Annotated in this window: 18 protein-coding genes and 1 pseudogene; 10 read left to right on the top strand and 9 right to left on the bottom strand. The window is 61.3% G+C overall.

The window, feature by feature from the left end; all coding sequences use genetic code 11:
* Positions 1-24: 24 nt before the first annotated feature.
* Positions 25-1,212 carry an aminotransferase class V-fold PLP-dependent enzyme gene (locus HGO40_RS12300; protein ID WP_250963222.1) on the bottom strand — a complete coding sequence of 396 codons (1,188 nt, stop codon included), beginning with the start codon at positions 1,210-1,212 and terminating at the stop codon, positions 25-27.
* Positions 1,213-1,227: 15 nt separating this feature from the next.
* Complete coding sequence (locus tag HGO40_RS12295) at positions 1,228-1,464, bottom strand: DUF3820 family protein (RefSeq protein ID WP_053119117.1); 237 nt, start codon at positions 1,462-1,464, stop codon at positions 1,228-1,230.
* Positions 1,465-1,670: 206 nt separating this feature from the next.
* Between HGO40_RS12295 and HGO40_RS12290 the strand changes: the two genes are divergently transcribed.
* The 4 genes from HGO40_RS12290 to HGO40_RS12275 all read left to right on the top strand — a co-directional run bounded on the left by HGO40_RS12290 (position 1,671) and on the right by HGO40_RS12275 (position 5,499).
* Entirely contained in the window at positions 1,671-2,135 is a 465-nt protein-coding gene (locus HGO40_RS12290; RefSeq protein ID WP_186709209.1) for a PA2169 family four-helix-bundle protein, read from the top strand.
* Positions 2,136-2,432: 297 nt separating this feature from the next.
* Positions 2,433-4,433 carry an FUSC family protein gene (locus HGO40_RS12285; protein WP_250963221.1) on the top strand — a complete coding sequence of 667 codons (2,001 nt, stop codon included), beginning with the start codon at positions 2,433-2,435 and terminating at the stop codon, positions 4,431-4,433.
* A complete protein-coding gene (locus tag HGO40_RS12280) occupies positions 4,420-4,626 on the top strand; it encodes a DUF1656 domain-containing protein (RefSeq protein ID WP_003198565.1) in 207 nt (68 codons plus the stop codon). Before HGO40_RS12285 ends, HGO40_RS12280 begins: the two co-directional genes overlap by 14 nt.
* 9 nt (positions 4,627-4,635) lie before the next feature.
* A complete protein-coding gene (locus HGO40_RS12275; protein ID WP_186730491.1) occupies positions 4,636-5,499 on the top strand; it encodes an efflux RND transporter periplasmic adaptor subunit in 864 nt (287 codons plus the stop codon).
* A 200-nt stretch (positions 5,500-5,699) separates the two neighbouring features.
* Here the strand turns inward: HGO40_RS12275 and HGO40_RS12270 are convergent, their stop codons facing one another.
* Both HGO40_RS12270 and HGO40_RS12265 read right to left on the bottom strand, forming a co-directional pair.
* Positions 5,700-6,170 carry a MaoC family dehydratase gene (locus tag HGO40_RS12270; protein WP_014336929.1) on the bottom strand — a complete coding sequence of 157 codons (471 nt, stop codon included), beginning with the start codon at positions 6,168-6,170 and terminating at the stop codon, positions 5,700-5,702.
* Positions 6,171-6,210: 40 nt separating this feature from the next.
* On the bottom strand, positions 6,211-7,155 hold the full coding sequence (locus tag HGO40_RS12265; protein WP_250963220.1) for an alpha/beta hydrolase: 945 nt from the start codon (positions 7,153-7,155) through the stop codon (positions 6,211-6,213).
* Positions 7,156-7,379: 224 nt separating this feature from the next.
* Between HGO40_RS12265 and fadD2 the strand changes: the two genes are divergently transcribed.
* Positions 7,380-9,068, top strand: coding sequence for a long-chain-fatty-acid--CoA ligase FadD2 (gene fadD2, locus HGO40_RS12260; protein WP_250963219.1), 1,689 nt, complete (start codon positions 7,380-7,382; stop codon positions 9,066-9,068).
* 367 nt (positions 9,069-9,435) lie between these two features.
* A complete protein-coding gene (fadD1, locus tag HGO40_RS12255; protein ID WP_250963218.1) occupies positions 9,436-11,127 on the top strand; it encodes a long-chain-fatty-acid--CoA ligase FadD1 in 1,692 nt (563 codons plus the stop codon).
* A 219-nt stretch (positions 11,128-11,346) separates the two neighbouring features.
* Here the strand turns inward: fadD1 and HGO40_RS12250 are convergent, their stop codons facing one another.
* On the bottom strand, positions 11,347-11,724 hold the full coding sequence (locus tag HGO40_RS12250; RefSeq protein ID WP_186709198.1) for a hypothetical protein: 378 nt from the start codon (positions 11,722-11,724) through the stop codon (positions 11,347-11,349).
* 247 nt (positions 11,725-11,971) lie between these two features.
* On the opposite strand from HGO40_RS12250, the gene HGO40_RS12245 reads away from it, so the two are divergent.
* Together HGO40_RS12245 and def are read left to right on the top strand one after the other, a co-directional pair.
* The gene (locus tag HGO40_RS12245) at positions 11,972-12,922 is read left to right on the top strand and encodes a YihY/virulence factor BrkB family protein (protein WP_250963217.1); all 951 of its coding nucleotides are present in this window, start codon (positions 11,972-11,974) and stop codon (positions 12,920-12,922) included.
* Entirely contained in the window at positions 12,919-13,458 is a 540-nt protein-coding gene (gene def / locus HGO40_RS12240) for a peptide deformylase (RefSeq protein WP_250963216.1), read from the top strand. Before HGO40_RS12245 ends, def begins: the two co-directional genes overlap by 4 nt.
* Positions 13,459-13,567: 109 nt before the next feature.
* Here def and HGO40_RS12235 read toward each other — a convergent pair whose 3' ends face one another.
* The 3 genes and pseudogenes from HGO40_RS12235 to gntR all read right to left on the bottom strand — a co-directional run bounded on the left by HGO40_RS12235 (position 13,568) and on the right by gntR (position 16,027).
* Positions 13,568-13,987, bottom strand: a complete 420-nt coding sequence (locus HGO40_RS12235) for a GNAT family N-acetyltransferase (RefSeq protein ID WP_250963215.1) — start codon at positions 13,985-13,987, stop codon at positions 13,568-13,570.
* A 290-nt stretch (positions 13,988-14,277) separates the two neighbouring features.
* Positions 14,278-14,832: a hypothetical protein gene (locus tag HGO40_RS12230; protein WP_250963214.1), complete on the bottom strand. Its 555-nt coding sequence runs from the start codon at positions 14,830-14,832 to the stop codon at positions 14,278-14,280.
* A 163-nt stretch (positions 14,833-14,995) separates the two neighbouring features.
* Positions 14,996-16,027 (bottom strand): annotated as a pseudogene (gene gntR, locus HGO40_RS12225) (HTH-type transcriptional regulator GntR).
* 216 nt (positions 16,028-16,243) lie between these two features.
* Here gntR and HGO40_RS12220 point away from each other — a divergent pair.
* Both HGO40_RS12220 and HGO40_RS12215 read left to right on the top strand, forming a co-directional pair.
* Complete coding sequence (locus tag HGO40_RS12220) at positions 16,244-16,777, top strand: gluconokinase (RefSeq protein WP_250963213.1); 534 nt, start codon at positions 16,244-16,246, stop codon at positions 16,775-16,777.
* Positions 16,778-16,869: 92 nt separating this feature from the next.
* A complete protein-coding gene (locus HGO40_RS12215) occupies positions 16,870-18,222 on the top strand; it encodes a GntP family permease (RefSeq protein WP_250963212.1) in 1,353 nt (450 codons plus the stop codon).
* Positions 18,223-18,383: 161 nt separating this feature from the next.
* On the opposite strand, the gene HGO40_RS12210 is transcribed toward HGO40_RS12215, so the two are convergent.
* Positions 18,384-18,517 (bottom strand): hypothetical protein (locus HGO40_RS12210; RefSeq protein WP_250963263.1); only part of this gene is annotated, 134 nt, incomplete at its 5' end.

The raw sequence follows: 18,517 nt of genomic DNA, 5'->3' as shown, positions 1-18,517 counted from the left end.
CGGGGATAAATCCCCTCACCACAACTATGTCTGGCTCAGGGTCAGCAGCGCCGCAGTCAACCGCTCGATATCACTCGCCAAGGTAATCAACCCCGGAGTAATGCGGATGCACGGTCCGGTGCTGGTCTGGCGCACCACCGTGAAGATCCCATGCTCATTGAGCAATCGATCAGCCATCGCCTGTTGATCGGTGTGGGCGGTGAAGCGCATCGCCGTGATGCCGCAATAGAGGCGCCGGTCATCCGGGGTCATGACTTCGATGCCCGGTACATCGCGCACGGCGTCCACCCACAAGTCACGCAGGTAACAGAGGCGCGCGCCCTTGGCCAAGGCACCCCCCAGGGCCCGATGTTCTTCGAAGACCAGGGGCAGGGTGAGCAAGGCCGGGATGTTCGGCGTGCTGTGGGGCGTGCGGGAGCGGACGTCGGTGGCGGGGTAGCTGTTTTCGTCCATGTCCGGATCGATGTCGGCCAACCGCTGTGGGGCGATGTACAGGAAGCCTTGGGAGAGCGGGCCGCCGATCCACTTCTGCAGGTTGAATCCGGCGAATTCGATCCCGAGCTTCTTCAGGTCGAAATCGATCTGGCCCAGGGCATGGGCACCGTCGAGGATGATATCGACGGCAAACTCCCGGGCGCTCTCGGCAATGGCCTGGACCGGCATCACCAAACCGGTGAGGTGGTTGACGTAGGTCAGCGCCATCAACTTGAGGCGCGGGTAGCGAATGAACGCTTCGCGATAAGTGCCCACCAGGCTTTCGAAGCTGGCGGGGTGCTGGTGGACAATTTCGATCACCTCCACGCCACGCTGGCGGGCCAGCCAGCGCATGGCGCTTTTGACCGAGGCGTACTCCACATCGCAGATCAGCACCTGATCGCCCGGCTTGAGGCCGTTGTAGTTGCGAATCAACGTTTGCAGGGCATCCACGGCGCTGCCAGCCAAGGCCACGCTCTGGGGGGACGCGTGGATCAGCCGGGCCACCTGCCGCCGAATGGCTTCGCCGTGTTCCAGGTCGAAATGCTGGCGCACGTACACCGAATTGCCACGGTTGATGAATTCGATGTTGCGCTGGTACTCCTCCACCACGGTGCGGGACATGCGCCCGAAGTAGCCGTTTTCCAGATTGAGCGGCCCGGCGGGGTCGATGTCGTAGCGGTCGACGAAGGTTCGCCAGAAAACTTCATCATGGGCGCGCAGCGTGTTCTCGGGCATGGCGGTCTCAGTCAGTCAATGGCGAGGTTTGGGCAGGCCATGTTTGGCGCGCAATGGGTCCAGCAGGTCGGACAAGCCGTTGTGGTCGATTTCCTGCATTAAGGCCAGCAAACCGCCCAGCTCTCCCTTGGGGAAACCCTCGCGAGCGAACCAGTTCAGGTATTGACCCGGCAGGTCGGCGAGGATTCGGCCCTTGTATTTTCCGAAGGGCATTTGGCGCGTGACGAGCAATTCGAGCTTTTCCGGATTCATGGCAATTGTCTTGATTCAAACCTGCCTCGAAAATACAGGCATTCTGCATGCAGGCCAAATGACAGATCATGCAAATCGCGCGGATACAGATTTCCTGTTTGTTATTAACTTATTGATTTTAAATTTGTTTTATTAAAATCGATGGCTGGCATGGCCGATGCAATATCCCTTGCAGGTTTTTTATTCACCAGCAAAGGAACTGAAAAATGACTGACATCAACAAAGAATCCATCTCTGTCTTGAACGACCTGATCGAGACCAGCAAGGATGGCCAGGAAGGCTTCAAGACCTGCGCTGAAGACATCAAGCACCCCGAACTCAAGGCTCTGTTTGTCAAGCGCGCCGCAGATTGCGCAACCGCCGCGGCTGAGCTGCAAGCAGCGGTTCGTTCCTTGGGCGGCGATCCGGAAACTTCCACCAGCGTCGCCGGTGATCTGCACCGCCGTTGGGTAGATGTAAAATCCATGTTCACCGGCAAGGATGAAGAAGCCGTGTTGAATGAAGCCGAGCGCGGCGAAGACCACGCGCTGAAGGCGTACAAGGAAGCCATCGAGAAGATCAACAAACACAACCTGGTGGGCATTCGTGACCTTGTGGAGCGTCAGTACCACGGCGTGCAACGCAACCATGACCAGGTCAAGGCGCTGCGTAACCAGGCGCGCGCGAGCTAAACAACGCGTCCTGATCCAAAAAAACGCCAGCCTGCCTGGCGTTTTTTTGTGGGGAACGACTCTGGGTGAAGGTGAGCACTCTTGTGGCGAGGGAGCTTGCTCCCGCTGGGTTGCGCAGCGACCCTGTTTTTGGGGGCTGCTGCGCAGCCCAGCGGGAGCAAGCTCCCTCGCCACGAAAGCCTTTGCATGCGAGTCGACAAACAGCTCTGGACTCTAATAGATAGCTAGCTAATAATTGCATCGCCTATCCCCCGCATTGCATCTATTGTTACTGGCGTCTCCCAAAGAGTTTTCCGCGTGCCCATTACTATCCAGGCCTTGTTCGCCCCCGACCGCCTCGCCTTGCAGTTCGCCATCAAGACTGTGCTCGGCGGTGGGTTGGCGTTGTGGCTGGCCTTGCGCTTGGGGCTGGAGCAGCCGTCGTGGGCGCTGATGACCGCGTTCATCGTCGCCCAGCCCTTGTCCGGGATGGTGGTGCAGAAGGGCTTGGCGCGATTGCTCGGCACATTGGTGGGCACCGTCATGTCGGTGGTGTTCATGGGCCTGTTCGCCCAGGCACCGTGGTTATTCCTGCTGGCGTTGGCACTCTGGTTGGGCCTGTGCACGGCCTGCTCGACGCTGCTGCGCAGTGCCTGGTCGTACTCATTCGTGTTGGCCGGTTACACGGTGGCGATCATTGCCTTGCCGGCCCTTTCCCATCCGCTGGGCGTGTTCGACCAGGCGGTGGCGCGCTGCACCGAGATCAGCCTGGGCATCGTCTGCGCCACGGCGGCCAGCGCCTTGCTCTGGCCGTTGCGGGTCGAGCGGCAATTGGCCGGTCAGGCCCTGGCGGCGTGGCAAAGCGGCATGCAGGCCGCCCGTGCGACCCTGGCCGGCGATGCCCAGGCCCGCAAAGGGTTGCTGGAAATCCTGGGCAGGATTGTCGCGGTGGATGCCCAGCGTGAACATGCCTGGTTCGAAGGCAGCCGTGGCCGGCAGCGCGCCCGGGCCATCAGCGGCTTGAGCCAGAAGTTACTGATGCTGTTGCGCCTTTCACGCTCGGTGCGGCGGCAGTGGAAGCAGCTCGACCCCGAGGAAACCGTGGCGCTCCAGCCATGGATGAACGAGGTGCAGCAAGCCCTCGACGCCGACAGTGCGACCCTCCAAGCCTTGCGTCCCCGGGTGTGGGATGCGTCCCACGACCCGCAGTTCAGCGCGGCGCAAAGTTACTGCCTGGCCCGCTTCGCCTTGTTGCTCGATACCGCCCTGGCCGCCTGCGCCGCCTTGACGGCAGTGCAGGAGGGTAGGGAAGCGGCGGATCCACCTCGCACCCTGGCGCCCCATCGCGACTTGTCCTTGGCCATGGTCTTCGGCGCTCGCAGCGCCCTGGCGTTCCTGGTCGTTGCCTGTTTCTGGCTGGCGACCGCCTGGCCCGCCGCATCGGGTGCGATGCTGCTGACGTGCGTGGTGTGCAGCCTGTTCGCCAGTCGCGAAAACGGCGCGCAGATCGGCATGAGTTTTCTGCGGGGTATCCTGTTGGCCGTGCCCACGGCGTTCGTGATCGGCGAGCTCATACTTCCGCAATGGAGCAGTTTCGCAATGCTGTGCATGGCCATGGGCGTGCCGTTGTTTTTCGGCGCATTGGGCATGGCCAAGCCGCAGATCTTCGCCACGGCGACGTCGTTCTGCCTGCATTTCGTGGTGCTGATTTCGCCGCTCAATGCGATGAAATACGACGTCGCGGCGTTCTTCAACAACGCCCAGGCGATGATGATCGGTGTGGGTGCGGCGGTGCTGGCTTTCAATCTGCTGATTTTGCGCAACCCGGCCTGGCACAGCCGCCGCCTGCTGGCGGCGACGCTCCACGATCTGGTGCGCCTGACCCATCGCAGCCTGCGTGGCGCCGAGAGCTGGTTCGGTGGGCGCATGGCCGACCGGCTGTTGCAGCTGGCGCGGCATTACCCTGAATTGCCGGTGCAGGCGCGCACCCGTTGGGATGATGGTTTGCTTGGCTTGGACATTGGCGATGAGTTGCTGCATTTGCGCCTGAGCCTGGCCGTCGCCCAAGAGCCCGATACCCGGGCGCAGCGCCGTTATTTCGAAGCGCTGGAGCAGGTACTCGAACGCGGCCCGGCCGGTGACCAGGCCGATGCGCTGGCCCCGGCGAGCGCCGAGTTCCTGAGCGTGCTGGCTGCCCAGCCGCCCGGTGACGCACTGAAGCTGGCCCAAGGCGCGGTGGTGCAATTGCAAAACAGCTGGCGCGCCTGGTGCCGCCAGCACGAACCTGAACGACGGGAGCACAGCCATGGGCTTGCGTGAGTGGTCGATCGGCGGGGTGTTGCTCAGCCCGTTCCTGATTTATGTGGTGCTGGCCTTGCTGGTGACGGGTGCGTTGCGCCTGTTGCTCAGCCTGGTGCCGGCCGGGCGCTGGATCTGGCATGAAGCCTTGTTCGACTGTGCCCTGTATGTCTGTGTCCTGACTGTTATTACCGTGGTCCTCGGGCCGCTATAGGAGTTGAACATGCGTACATCCGTACGTGTTGCCGTCACGCTGTGCATGGTGGCCGTGGCGATCTTCGCCGGCTTTCACCTGTGGCAGTACTACATGCTCACGCCCTGGACCCGCGATGCGCGGATCCGCGCCGATGTGGTGGTGATTGCCCCCGATGTGTCGGGGTGGGTGCGCGAGCTCAAGGCGGTGGATAACCAGCAGGTCAAGGCTGGCGACCTGCTGTTGAGCATTGATCGCGAGCGTTTCGAGGCGGCATTGGAGAAGGCCCGGGCCGTGGTCCAGACACGCCAGCAGCAGTTGAGTCTGCGTGAACACGAAGCCAGTCGCCGCGCCGCCTTGGGCCCCCAGGCCATCAGTGCCGAACTGCGGGAAAACGCCCAGATCAACGCGGGCATCGCCCGGGGCGAATTGCGCGAAGCCCAGGCCGAGGCCAAGGTCGCCGAACTCAACCTGGCCCGCAGCCAGGTCCTGGCCCCCCGCAGCGGCCACATCACCAACCTGCGCCTGGCCGAAGGCAACTATGTGAATGCCGGGCAGCCGGTCATGGCGCTGATCGACGACTCGACATTTTATGTGCAGGCCTATTTCGAAGAGACCAAGTTGCCCAGGATTCGTGTGGGCGATCCGGTCAAGGTCTGGCTGATGAGTGCCGGCCATGCGCTGGAGGGGCATGTCGAAAGCATCAGTCGTGGCATTACCGACCGCAACACCAATCCCGATGCGCAGTTGCTGGCGGAGGTGGAGCCGACCTTCAACTGGGTGCGCCTGGCCCAGCGGATCCCGGTGCGGATCAAGCTGGACAAGGTGCCTGAGGGCGTGAACCTGAGCGCCGGGATGACGGCGAGCGTGCAGGTGCGGGAAGACCCGCAATAACCGCCGCGCTGCGTTCCCTGTGGCGAGGGAGCTTGCTCCCGCTGGGGCGCGAAGCGCCCCCAAGAAAGGCGCCCACGTTAGATCTGATCAAACGCGGGCGCTTTTTTTACGACGGCTTCGCCGCCGAGCGGGAGCAAGCTCCCTCGCCACAGAGGATGTGTTGCTTCATCCAGTCCGCTGGGGCTGTTCGTTTCAGTGGATCAACCGACAGTAATCGCCGGCAACGTCGGCAACGTCACGGTCTGCTGCTTGCGCGGGGCGAGGATCTCGGCTTCGCCGTCCACCACCAGCTCGTCGCGCTGGTTGAACACACGGGTGGCGATACGTACGCGGAACTTCGGCAGTTTCTCCAGGATTTCCAGGCGCACGGTCAGGGTGTCGCCGATTTTCACTGGCTTCTGAAAACTCATCTGCTGGCCGATGTAGATAGTGCCCGGCCCAGGCAACTCACACGCCACCGCCGCGCTGATCAGCGCACCGCTGAACATGCCATGGGCGATGCGCTCCTTGAACATGCTCGCCGCGGCGAATTCGGCGTCCAGGTGCACCGGGTTGTGATCGCCCGACATCGCCGCGAACAGCTGGATGTCGCGTTCCTCGACGGTCTTGCTGTAGCTGGCGGTCTGGCCGATTTCGAGGGCTTCGTAAGGGGTGTTGGTAACCTGGGTCATCTGTTTCAGATCCTGTGGGGTAAAGAAAAACGTCGCAAACCTACTCGCTGCGTGGCGGCCGCTTGTGGTCCAAGGCCTGGGCGATCCAGGCCAGCACGTCGGCGGTCACTTCGTCGCGGTTGGTTTCATTGAACAATTCGTGCCGGGCCTGCGGGTAAATCGTCAATTGCAGGTGTTGGCTGCCGGCGTCGCGCAGGGCGTCGGCCAGATCCTTCAGACGCTTGCCTTCGCTCACCGGATCACATTCACCGCCGATCACCAGCAGGGGCAGGCCCGGATCGATCTGGGCGAGATTGGACGCTTTGCTGATTTGCTGCAAGCCGCCGAGCAGGTCGACCCAAAGCTGATTGGTGCAACGGAAACCGCACAAGGGGTCGTGGATGTATTTATCGACTTCGACCGGGTCACGGCTGAGCCAGTCGAAGGGAGTACGTGTCGGTTTGAATGTCTTGTTGAAACTGCCGAACGACAGCCACTCGATCAGGGCGCTGCGCCCCGCCGCACCCTGGCGCCGGCGTTCGAAGCGGGCGATCAGGCGAGCGCTGCGATAGAGCACCACCGGTTGAAAGTTCGAGCCGCTGAGAATCGCCCCGTGCAGGCTGGCGCTGTGATGTAGCAGGTAACCCTGGGCCAGGTAGCTGCCCATGCTGTGGCCCAGTAGCAGAATAGGCGTATCCGGATGTTGCTGGCCGATGTGATGGTTGAGGCTGGCCAGGTCGCCCACGACCTTGGCCCAGCCGTCCTCGTCGGCAAAGTGGCCGAGGATCGCTTCTTCGCCGGTCTTGCCATGGCCGCGCAGGTCCAGCGCGTAGACTCCGTAACCTTCGTCGCACAGCGCCTGGGCCAGGCGGGCGTAGCGGCCGCTGTGTTCGGCCATGCCATGGGCCAGCATGACCACCGCCAACGGGGCGGTTTCAGGCAGCCACTGGTTGACGAACAGGCGGCTGTGGTCGGTCGCGGTCAGCCAGAACGTTTGGTGGATCATGGCGGTTCCTTTGCACAAAGTCAGACGCTGCGTCGCTGCATTGTATAGCGCATCCGCTGCGTCTCGCCTGATCAGGCTGATCCATGGGAGGAAGATTCACACAATCTATGACGCAGGTTGCCATATTTGCCTGATTCGCCATAGCTGCTAGTGTCCCAGGAGCTCCGCCTCTGCAAGCGATACAGACGCGGCCCGGATATGCTCAGGTAAAGAGGACAAAAACAATGCAGCCTGATTTCTGGAATGACAAGCGCCCGGCCGGCGTGCCCCTGGATGTCGACCTCGGGGCCTACAAGTCGGTGGTCGAGGTGTTCGAGCGTTCCTGCAAGAAATTCGCCGACCGCCCGGCGTTCAGCAACATGGGGGTGACCCTCACGTACGCCGAGCTCGAGCGCTACAGCGCAGCCTTCGCCGGTTACCTGCAAGCCCATACCGACCTGGCGCCGGGCGATCGTATCGCGGTGCAGATGCCTAACATCCTGCAGTACCCGATCGCCGTGTTCGGTGCGTTGCGCGCCGGGCTGATCGTGGTCAACACCAACCCGCTGTACACCCCGCGGGAAATGCGTCATCAGTTCAAGGACTCCGGTGCCCGGGCGCTGGTGTACCTGAACATGTTCGGGCAGAAAGTCCAGGAGGTGTTGCCCGACACGGACCTGCAATACCTGATCGAAGCGAAGATGGGCGACCTGATGCCCACCGCCAAGGGCTGGCTGGTCAACACGGTGGTGAGCAAAGTCAAGAAACTGGGCCCGGACTATTCGCTGCCCCAGGCCATTTCCTTCAAGCGCGCCTTGCGCCTGGGACGCGGCCAGGGCATCAAGCCCTTGAAGGTCAGCCTCGATGACATTGCCGTGCTGCAGTACACCGGCGGCACCACCGGGTTGGCAAAGGGGGCGATGCTGACCCACGGCAACCTGGTGGCCAACATGCAACAGGCCCGGGCGTGCCTGGGACAGCTCGGCGATGACGGCCAGCCGCTGTTGCGCGAAGGCCAGGAGGTCATGATCGCGCCATTGCCGCTGTACCATATCTATGCGTTCACGGCGAACTGCATGTGCTTGATGGTGACCGGCAACCACAACGTGCTGATCACCAATCCGCGGGACATCGGTGGCTTCATCAAGGAGCTGAAGAACTGGCGTTTCTCGTTATTGCTGGGGCTCAACACGCTGTTCGTGGCGCTGATGGACCATCCCGATTTCAAGACCCTGGATTTTTCCCACCTCAAGGTCACCAACTCCGGCGGCACCGCGTTGATCAAGGCCACCGCCGAGCGCTGGCAGCAGATCACCGGTTGCGGCATTACCGAGGGGTATGGCCTGACCGAAACCTCGCCGGTGGCCAGCGCCAATCCTTATGGCGGTAAATCCCGCCTGGGCACGGTGGGGATGCCGGTGCCGGGCACGCTGATGAAAGTGATCGACGACGAGGGCGTCGAGCAACCCTTGGGCGAGCGCGGGGAACTGTGCATCAAGGGACCGCAGATCATGAAAGGCTACTGGAACAAACCCGAGGCCACGGCCGAAGTGCTGGACAGCGAGGGCTGGTTCAAGTCCGGCGACATCGCGGTGATCGACCCGGACGGCTTCGTGCGCATCGTTGACCGCAAGAAGGACATGATCATCGTCTCGGGTTTCAACGTGTACCCCAACGAAATCGAAGACGTGGTGATGGCCCACCCCAAGGTCGCCAACTGCGCGGTGATCGGCGTGCCGGACGAGCGTTCGGGCGAGGCGGTGAAGTTGTTCGTGGTGGCGCGGGAAACCGGGGTCAGCCTTGAAGAACTCAAGGCCTACTGCAAGGAGAACTTCACCGGCTACAAGATTCCCAAGCACATCGTCTTGCGGGACTCATTGCCGATGACGCCGGTGGGCAAGATCCTGCGGCGGGAGCTGCGGGATATCGCCTGAGCTTAAGGAAGACCAATAGAAACCCTGTGGGAGCGAGCTTGCTCGCGATAGCGGTGGGTCAGTGACAGAAATGTTGGCTGATACACCGCTATCGCGAGCAAGCTCGCTCCCACAGATTTTTGTGTATTCAGGGCGATGCAGTGGGGGTTTGGAATTTTTACTCTAAAAGTGACCATTGAATGGTCATGAGTCATGTTTATGACTATGGGGGTTGTTTTTGGCTCTAGGCGACCCTCGGCAAAGCTGCTACTCTCGGCGCGCTTTTGTGACTTCTCGGCCTTGATTCAAGCCAGATTCACCAATAAACACACCAATAATAATCGCATCAAATGCGGTGAGAATTCGCGTTGCTGAGGAGTGGGCTTCCATGATCGAAGACTTTTGGAAGGATAAGTACCCAGCTGGGATTGCTGCCGACATCAATCCAGACGAGTATCCGAATATTCAGGCGGTGTTGAAGCAGTCCTGCCAACGCTTTGCCAACAAGCCGGCATTCAGCAACCTCGGCAAGACGATCACCTACGGTGAGCTCTACGAGTTGTCCGGGGCGTTTGCCGCGTACCTGCAACAGCATACCGATTTACAGCCGGGCGATCGAATCGCCGTGCAGTTGCCCAACGTTCTCCAGTACCCGGTGGCCGTGTTCGGTGCGATCCGCGCCGGGCTGATCGTGGTCAACACCAACCCGCTGTACACCGCGCGGGAAATGGAACACCAGTTCAATGACTCCGGCGCCAAGGCGCTGGTGTGTCTGGCGAACATGGCCCACCTGGCGGAAACCGTGGTGCCCAAGACGGGTGTCAAGCACGTCATCGTCACCGAAGTCGCCGACCTGCTACCGCCACTCAAGCGCCTGTTGATCAACAGCGTGATCAAGTACGTCAAGAAAATGGTCCCGGCCTATCACTTGCCCAAGGCCGTGAAGTTCAACGACGTGTTGAGCAAAGGCCACGGCCAGCCCGTGAACGAAGCCAACCCCTCCAGCGACGATGTGGCCGTGCTGCAATACACCGGCGGCACCACCGGCGTGGCCAAGGGCGCGATGCTCAGCCACCGCAACCTGGTGGCGAACATGCTGCAGTGCAAGGCGCTGATGGGCTCCAACCTCAATGAAGGTTGTGAGGTACTGATCACGCCACTGCCGCTGTACCACATTTATGCGTTCACCTTTCATTGCATGGCGATGATGCTGATCGGCAATCACAACATCCTGATCAGCAACCCGCGTGACCTCTCGGCGATGGTCAAGGAACTGTCGAAGTGGAAGTTCAGTGGTTTCGTCGGCCTCAATACGCTGTTCGTGGCCCTGTGCAACAACGAAGCCTTCCGCAAGCTGGATTTCTCGGCCCTGAAAGTCACCCTGTCCGGCGGCATGGCCCTGCAACTCGCGGCAGCCGAGCGCTGGAAAGCGGTCACTGGTTGCCCGATCTGCGAAGGTTACGGTATGACCGAAACCAGCCCGGTGGCCACGGTCAACCCGATCCAGCACATCCAGGTCGGTACCATCGGCATCCCCGTGCCGTCGACGCTGTGCAAGGTGATCAATGACGCGGGCGTCGAACAGCCGTTGGGCGAAATCGGCGAGTTGTGCGTGAAAGGCCCGCAGGTCATGAAAGGCTACTGGCAGCGCCAGGAAGCCACCGATGAGATCCTCGACAGCGAAGGCTGGCTCAAGACCGGTGACATCGCGCTGATCCAGCCGGATGGCTACATGCGCATCGTCGATCGCAAGAAAGACATGATCCTGATCTCCGGTTTCAACGTGTACCCCAACGAGCTGGAAGATGTGCTGGCAACCCTGCCGGGCGTGCTGCAATGCGCGGCCATCGGCATCCCGGACGAGAAGTCTGGCGAGGCGATCAAGATCTTCATCGTCGCACGGCCGGGTGTCACGTTGACCAAGGAACAGGTGATGGAGCACATGCGCGCCAACGTCACCGGCTACAAGGTGCCCAAGGCCGTGGAATTCCGCGATGCCTTGCCGACCACCAACGTGGGCAAGATCCTGCGGCGCGAGTTGCGGGATGAAGAGCTTAGAAAGCTGGGGCTGAAGCAGTAAGGCCGTTGCCAATGACAAAGCCCCGCTGATGCGGGGCTTTTCATTGTGCGGCGAATGTCCCGGGGCGGGGCAGCTTTTTGTGGCGAGGGAGCTTGCTCCCGCTGGGCTGCGCAGCAGCCCCCTCCGATCCCACTGACACACCGCACGGGGCCGCTGCGCGTCCCGCGGGAGCAAGCTCCCTCGCCACAAGAGCTCCCTGCAATCAACCTATGTGGAGCATTACAACCTGAACTGCGCAAAATCCAGGTTGGTGCCCCCCGGCCGCATGTCCTGCAGGTAGGAGTCTTTGTCGGCGCTCAGCTCCAGGCTCAGGGCTGCCTTGCGTTTGCCCTGGTTGCGCACTTCCAGGCCTTCCATCTTTTCGCGCAGGAACACGGTCGGCACTTTCAAGTGCAGCAGCTCATCGGTGGCCGGCGTGTGCAGCAGCAGGTGGATCCATTCGTACTGACCGATGGCCAGGCGCGCCACCGGGATATCGAACCAGAAGATGTTGCGGTTGCGGTTCAATTCGCTGAAGTGGCAGTTGTTGACGCCCAGTACGGCGCCGCCCAGTTCAAGGTTTCTGCGGGCGATGGCCTGCTTTTTATCGAGTTTCATAACGTTCCTACGGGGTTGGAGCTTCAGGCCGCCGCCTGAATACGTGGGGCATTCTCGGTGGTTGCCGGGTAAACATAAAGCCCCGCCTGTACGAACGATGAAACTTGGCTTGGCAATCATCGGTCAACTCAGCGTCGGGCCTGAAAAGACGAAATTGATCCAACGTCGCCAAACAGGCTACTTTGTTGTGGCAACGCCCCCTGAGTCGCCAAGCGACCACCCCTTTTTGCGGCGAAAGGAGACGCACATGATGTTCCCGGCCTTGAAAGGCTTACCCTTGCATCGTGTGATGATGCGCACCGTGACCGAGTTTCTCGACGACGAGATGTCGACTTACGCCTCGGCTTTGGCCTACCAAATGCTGTTTTCGCTGTTCCCGTTCATTCTCTTTCTGATTGCATTGATTGGCTTCCTGCACCTGCCGGACTTCTTCTCCTGGCTGCGCCTGCAATCGGAACTGGTGCTGCCGCCCCAGGCCCTGGAACAGGTCAACCCGGTGATTGACCAGCTCCAGCAATCCAAGGGCGGCTTGTTGTCGGTGGGTATCGTCATCGCCTTGTGGACCGCTTCGGCGGGCGTGCGGCTGATGATGAGCGCGATGAACGCCGCCTACGACGTGGTCGAGGGCCGTCCGGCCTGGAAGCGCTTTCCGCTGTCGATCTTCTACACGGTCGGCATCGCCGGCATGCTGCTGGCCGCCGCGGCGCTGATGGTGCTCGGGCCGCAGGTGATGGGCTGGATTGCGGCCCAGGTCGGCCTGGAGGAGTTCATCGTCACGCTCTGGACGATTGTGCGCTGGCCGGTGATCGTGTTCTTGCTGATGGTCGCCGTGGCGCTGATCTATTACGTGATGCCCGACGTCAAGCAGGAGTTTCGCTTCATCACCCCAGGGTCGGTGCTGGCGGTGGTGGTGTGGATCATCGCCTCCCTGGGCTTCGCGTTTTACGTCAAGACCTTCGCCAACTACAACGCCATGTATGGCAGCATCGGCGCGATCATCGTGTTGTTGCTGTATTTCTACATCTCTTCGGCAGTGCTGCTGCTCGGTGCGGAGATGAATGCGGTGATCGAGCACATGTCCGCCGAGGGCAAGAATCCAGGTGAAAAGACCCCGGGCGAGCATGAAAAGCAGCACGTGTCCGGCCTGGGGCGCGACCATTCCATCCCTCACACCCACCCTGACGAAGCCCGACCATGATCCGTGAAATCCTGAAAATGGGCGACGAACGCCTGCTGCGCATCGCCCCGCCGGTGCCCGCCGACCTGTTCGACAGCCCTGAGTTGTGGCAATTGATCGACGACATGTTCCAGACCATGCAAAGCGTCGGCGGTGTCGGTCTGGCGGCGCCGCAGATCGGTGTCGACTTGCAACTGGTGATCTTCGGCTTCGAACACAGCGAGCGTTACCCCGACGCCGAGGCGGTGCCCCAGACGATTCTGATCAACCCATTGATCACTCCGTTGGGCCCGCAGATGGAAGAGGGTTTTGAGGGTTGCCTGTCGGTACCGGGCCTGCGGGGTGCGGTGGATCGCTACCAGGACATCCGCTACGAAGGCTTCGACCCCAAGGGCGAGCCGATCGTGCGCTACGCGTCGGGCTTCCATGCGCGGGTGGTGCAGCATGAATGCGATCACCTGATCGGGCGGTTGTACCCGTCGCGCATCACGGATTTCAGCAAGTTCGGCTTTACCGAGGTGATGTTTCCGGACCTGGATCCCATGGCCGACGACTAACTCTGTGGGAGCGAGCTTGCTCGCGATGGCGGTGTGTCAGCCACCCTTGATGCAACTGGCCTGACGCCATCGCGAGCAAGCTCGCTCCCACAGTGGGCTGCGTTGATCTTCAGGGTTTTGCAGATGCCAACCCCATCGCAATCATCGGCTTGCTGCGCGCATACCGGCTCAGGCGCTCGGCCATGGCATAGGGCAGTTCAGGATCGAAGCTGAAACCACGTCGCTCATAAAAACCACGCAAGTCCGGGTGACAGAACAACCACACCGGCTCATCCAGGTCTTTCACCGCCTCGGCGATCAACCGCGCGCCAATGCCCTGTACGCGGTACGTCGGGTCGACGAACAACCCGGTCAACCAATGCCCGCCCGACACGGGCCGCAGGCACAGGGCGGCGACAATCTCATCGCGCCTTGCCACCCACAGTTGTGCGTCACGCACCGCTTTCATCGAGGATTGGTGGGCGCGGTAAAATTTGTTCATCAGTGGCCACAGCGGCTCGTCGAGTTGCGTGTAAAGGATTTCGGACATGGCAGGGTCGTGGCGCAGAAGGGGGAGGCGATTATAAAAGAACGCGGGTGCGGCGATAGGTGTATACCTGACTGCACATCCCGTATGAGTGGAGTACGTATCATGGCCAAAGGCATGGATTCAAAAAAAGCGGCAAAGAAAAAACCGGCGAAGAGTGCTGATGAAAAGCGTGCCGACAAGAAGGCCAAGAAGGTGAATCTGTTCGGTCATTGAGCCGCTACCGTCTCGGTTGGCCTCAGTTTGAGCTGGGGCGGTCGGCCCAGCTCAAACCCTTCGTTATGTGTCGAAGCTCAGAGCGAGGCGAGAAACATGTCCGTGGCCGAGGCCGTGTCCCCTGTGCGGCTTTCCTCGGCCTTTTCCACTTGTGCCATCGCCGATTTGTCCTGCATGCGCTGGGCAATCTCCTGACTGATGGCCATCTGCTTCTCGGGCGGCATCGCCTCCAACTCTTCCTGGGTAATGCCCATCTCTTCAAGGATGCTGTCGCGCAGGCGCTCTTCGGGCGTCTTGCTCATGTAGTCCTTGAATTCTGCCGTCGCGGAGCCGCCAAGCGTCGTGGTTTCTTCGGGCGCTGACGAAGCAACGGTCTGCAAGTGCACGCGGGTCTTGGCGAATGCCTCGTCCACCTTGTCGCTGATGGCGGTGGCGGCGCTGACCTGCTGCGTGGCTTGTCGGGTGAAGGCGTCCTGGACCTGGGCACTGCCCTGGCTGGCCCGGGCCTGGACGTTATCGCGCAACGCCTGCAATGCGGCGCTTTGCAGGCCGCTGGCGGCTTCGGCGGTGGGATCCTCGCCCGGGCGCTTGAGCGGCAAGACCATCGCTTGCTGTTTTGCACTGACCAACATGATGAACACCTTGTAGGTAATGGCTGAGCGAGGGGCAGGAGCAATTCCCATGCCGTTGCCGCTAGAACCTTATGCCAAGGGCTTTTAGACGGGCGTGCTGCGAGCGCGGCGGCCAATCCTTGCCGTTCGTCGGCATGGATCGACCGCCTCGTGCCGAGGCTGTTCAGGTGCTTTCGCGAACCTTGAGCTCAAAGCCCATGTCCACCACCGGCTGGGCGATGCGGTTGCCAGCCATCAGCGTCAGCATCTGTTCGGCGGCGCGACGGCCGATGGCTTCCCGTGGGGTGCTGATACTGCTCAGGCGCGGCACCATGTGGGCCGAGGCGGGCAGGTCGTTGAAGCCCAAGACCGAGACCTGCTCGGGGATCTTGATGCCGCAGCGCAGGGCCTCGAACAAGGCGCCGTGGGCCAGGTCGTCGTTGCCGAAGAAAATCGCATCGACGTCCGGGTGGCTGTCGAGCAATTGCAGGAATAATTCACCACCCAGGCCCACCGAGGAGGGGCGCGGGGTCAGCAGTTCCAGGTCCGGGTCTTACAAGCCGGCTTTCTGCAGGGCGCGACGAAAGCCTTCGCCGCGCAGCAGGGTACGTTGGTCCAGCTGTGCACCGATGTAGGCCAGGCGCTTGCGGCCTTTGGAAATCAAGTGCCCGGCCGCCGTTTCCCCCGCCTTGAGCTGGGAAAAACCAACGCAGTTGAGCCCGGCGCCGGGGTCCAGTTCCATCATGTACACGCAGGGAATGTTGCTGGCCTCGATCATCCGCCGGGCGCTTTCGGTGCGGTCGAAACCGGTCAGCAGCAAACCCCGTGGCTGATAGGCCATGTAGTTGCGCAACAGGTCTTCTTCCTCGTCACGGGAATAGTGATAGTTGCCGATCACCACCTCGAAACCCTTGGGCCGCAGGACCCGATGGATGGCTTCCAAGGTGTCGATGAATAACAGGTTGGACAACGACGGCACCAACACCACCACCGAATGGCTCTGGGCCGAAGCCAGGGCGCGGGCAGCGGGATTGACGACGTAGTTGAGCTCCACGGCGGCCTGGCGGACTTTTTCCACCAGTTCCGAGGCTACGGTGCTGACGCCGCGCAGGGCACGGGAGGCAGTGATGGGGCTGACACCGGCCAGGCGTGCGACTTCGTTGAGCGTGGGGCGACCGGTGGTGCGAGTATTCTTATCGTTTTTAGAGGCGGTCATCAGGGCGGCTTGCCAAACAAAAATCAAGGCACTAAGGTAGCGCTGTCTCGACGCCGCTGCAAATGCGTGAACGGGGGTTGCCTGATCTCCCGTCCGCTCGCGTCGTGAACGAACATGCTGCAACCACAAAAATGACAAGAAGGCGTCGGCAACTTCTGCTTTTGCTGCGGTGTCATAACTGGCAAAGGTAGCGCTGTCTGCGCGCTGAGGTGTTACATGAACAATCCCATCACCGCCCTGGTCATCATGGGCGTTGCCGGTTGCGGCAAGACATGCGTCAGCCAGGCCCTGTGCCAATTGAGCGGCGCCACCGCCATCGAAGGCGACACCTTCCACCCCGCGGCCAACATCCAGAAGATGAGCGCCGGTATTCCCCTGAACGACGACGACCGTGCCGGCTGGCTCGACAGCCTGTGCGATGAGTTGCGCCGTGTCGACGCCACGGGCGAGCGCCCGGTGCTGACCTGCTCGGCCCTCAAGCACAGTTATCGCGAGCGTCTGCGCAGTGCCTTGCCCGGCCTGGGCTTCGTATTCCTTGAATTGACCCCCGAAGTGGCCGCCGACCGTGTTTCCCACCGTCCCGGTCATTTCATGCCGTCGACTTTGATCGACAGCCAGTTTGCCTCCCTCGAATCCCCTGTCGGCGAGCCCCTGACCCTGGCTCTCGACGCGTCCAGCCACAGCATCGATGAACTGGCGCGCCAGGCTTACGTCTGGTGGTTGGCCCACGGTTTGAAGCTTGCCGGTTGAGTTTCAAAAAATTTGCGTCAGAAAGATAGCGCTGTCCCGACGGCTCATAAATAACTGCTTCAATAACAACAACAAATCAGGAGACACCTCCCATGTTCGGCATGTCCCACGAGACGTTCCTACTGCTTGATGCAGTGGTCACGGTGATCGGACTCATCGTCCTCATCACCAAGTTCAAATTCCACCCGTTCATTGCACTGACCATCGCCGCCGCGTTCCTCGGCCTGACGTCGGGCATGCCGACCGGCACCATCATCAAGGCGTTCCAGGACGGCTTCGGTGGCGTGCTCGGCTTTGTCGGCATCATCCTGGCGCTGGGCACGATGCTCGGCAAGATGATGGCCGAGTCCGGCGGGGCCGATCAGATCGCCCAGACCCTGATCCGTGCCTTCGGCAAGGACAAGGTGCAATGGGCGATGATGTTCGCCGCGTTCCTGGTGGGCATCCCGCTGTTCTTCGAGATCGGCTTCGTGTTGCTGATCCCGCTGGTGTTCATCGTGGCGCGCCGCACCGGCGTGTCGATCATCAAGATCGGTATCCCGTTGCTGGCCGGCCTTTCCGCAGTCCACGGCCTGGTGCCACCGCACCCGGGTCCGCTGCTGGCGATCGGCATCTTTGGCGCTGACATCGGCAAGACCATTCTCTATGGCCTGATCGTCGCACTGCCGACCGCCATCATTGCCGGCCCGATCTTCGGTACGTTCATTGCCAAGCACATCCCCGGCCATCCGAACCAGGAACTGGTGGATCAACTGGCCCGCGAGACGAACGCCGCCGAGCTGCCAAGCTTCAGCATCACCCTGATCACCGTACTGTCGCCGGTGTTCCTGATGTTGCTCAAGACCTTTGCTGACGTAGCGCTGCCGGACGGCAACCTCTTCCGCGTCTGCATGGACATGATCGGCCACCCGATCTCGGCCTTGCTGCTGGCGTTGCTGCTGTCGCTGTACACCTTCGGCTACAAGCAGGGCATCGGCTCCAGCCAGATGCTCAAATGGCTGGACGCAAGCCTGGCCCCGACTGCCGCGATCCTCCTGATCATCGGTGCCGGTGGCGGCTTCAAGCAGATGCTGGTGACCAGCGGCGTGGGCGATGTGATCGGCCACATGGCGGTTAGTGCGCAGATTTCGCCGATCCTGTTGGCCTGGCTGGTGGCGGCGGTGATTCGGATTGCGACGGGTGCGGCCACTGTGGCGACCATTACGGGGGCCGGGATCGTGGTGCCGGTGGTGGGGATGATGCCAGGCGTGAACCGTGAGCTGCTGGTGCTGGCGACCGGTGCCGGTTCGTTGATCCTGTCCCACGTGAACGACGCAGGTTTCTGGCTGGTCAAGCAGTACTTCAACATGACCGTGGCCGAAACCTTCAAGACCTGGACCGCGATGGAAACCATCCTGTCCGTGGTGGGGCTGATCTTTATCCTGCTGTTGTCGCTGGTGATCTAAGAACACCCTGGACTAACTGTGGCGAGGGAGCTTGCTCCCGCTGGGCCGCGAAGCGGCCCCAATCCAGTCAACTCCGACTCATAGAGTGAGGCGACCGGTTTGCGACTGCTTCGCAGTCGAGCGGGAGCAAGCTCCCTCGCCACAGATGTTGTGGTTGGCTGTCAGGCTTTGCCGGTCAACCCATCCGCCCGAAACATCCCACGAATCCCCCGCACAGCCTGGCGAATCCGGTCCTGGTTCTCGATCAGCGCAAAACGCACATGATCCTCTCTCTTATACACATATTCCGAGCCCA

It is taken from the genome of Pseudomonas sp. CG7 (assembly GCF_023701885.1).
GTDB lineage: Bacteria > Pseudomonadota > Gammaproteobacteria > Pseudomonadales > Pseudomonadaceae > Aquipseudomonas > Aquipseudomonas zanjanensis.
The sequence above is the reverse complement of the archived record's forward strand: the minus strand, read 5'-3'. Positions and strand labels throughout refer to the sequence as shown.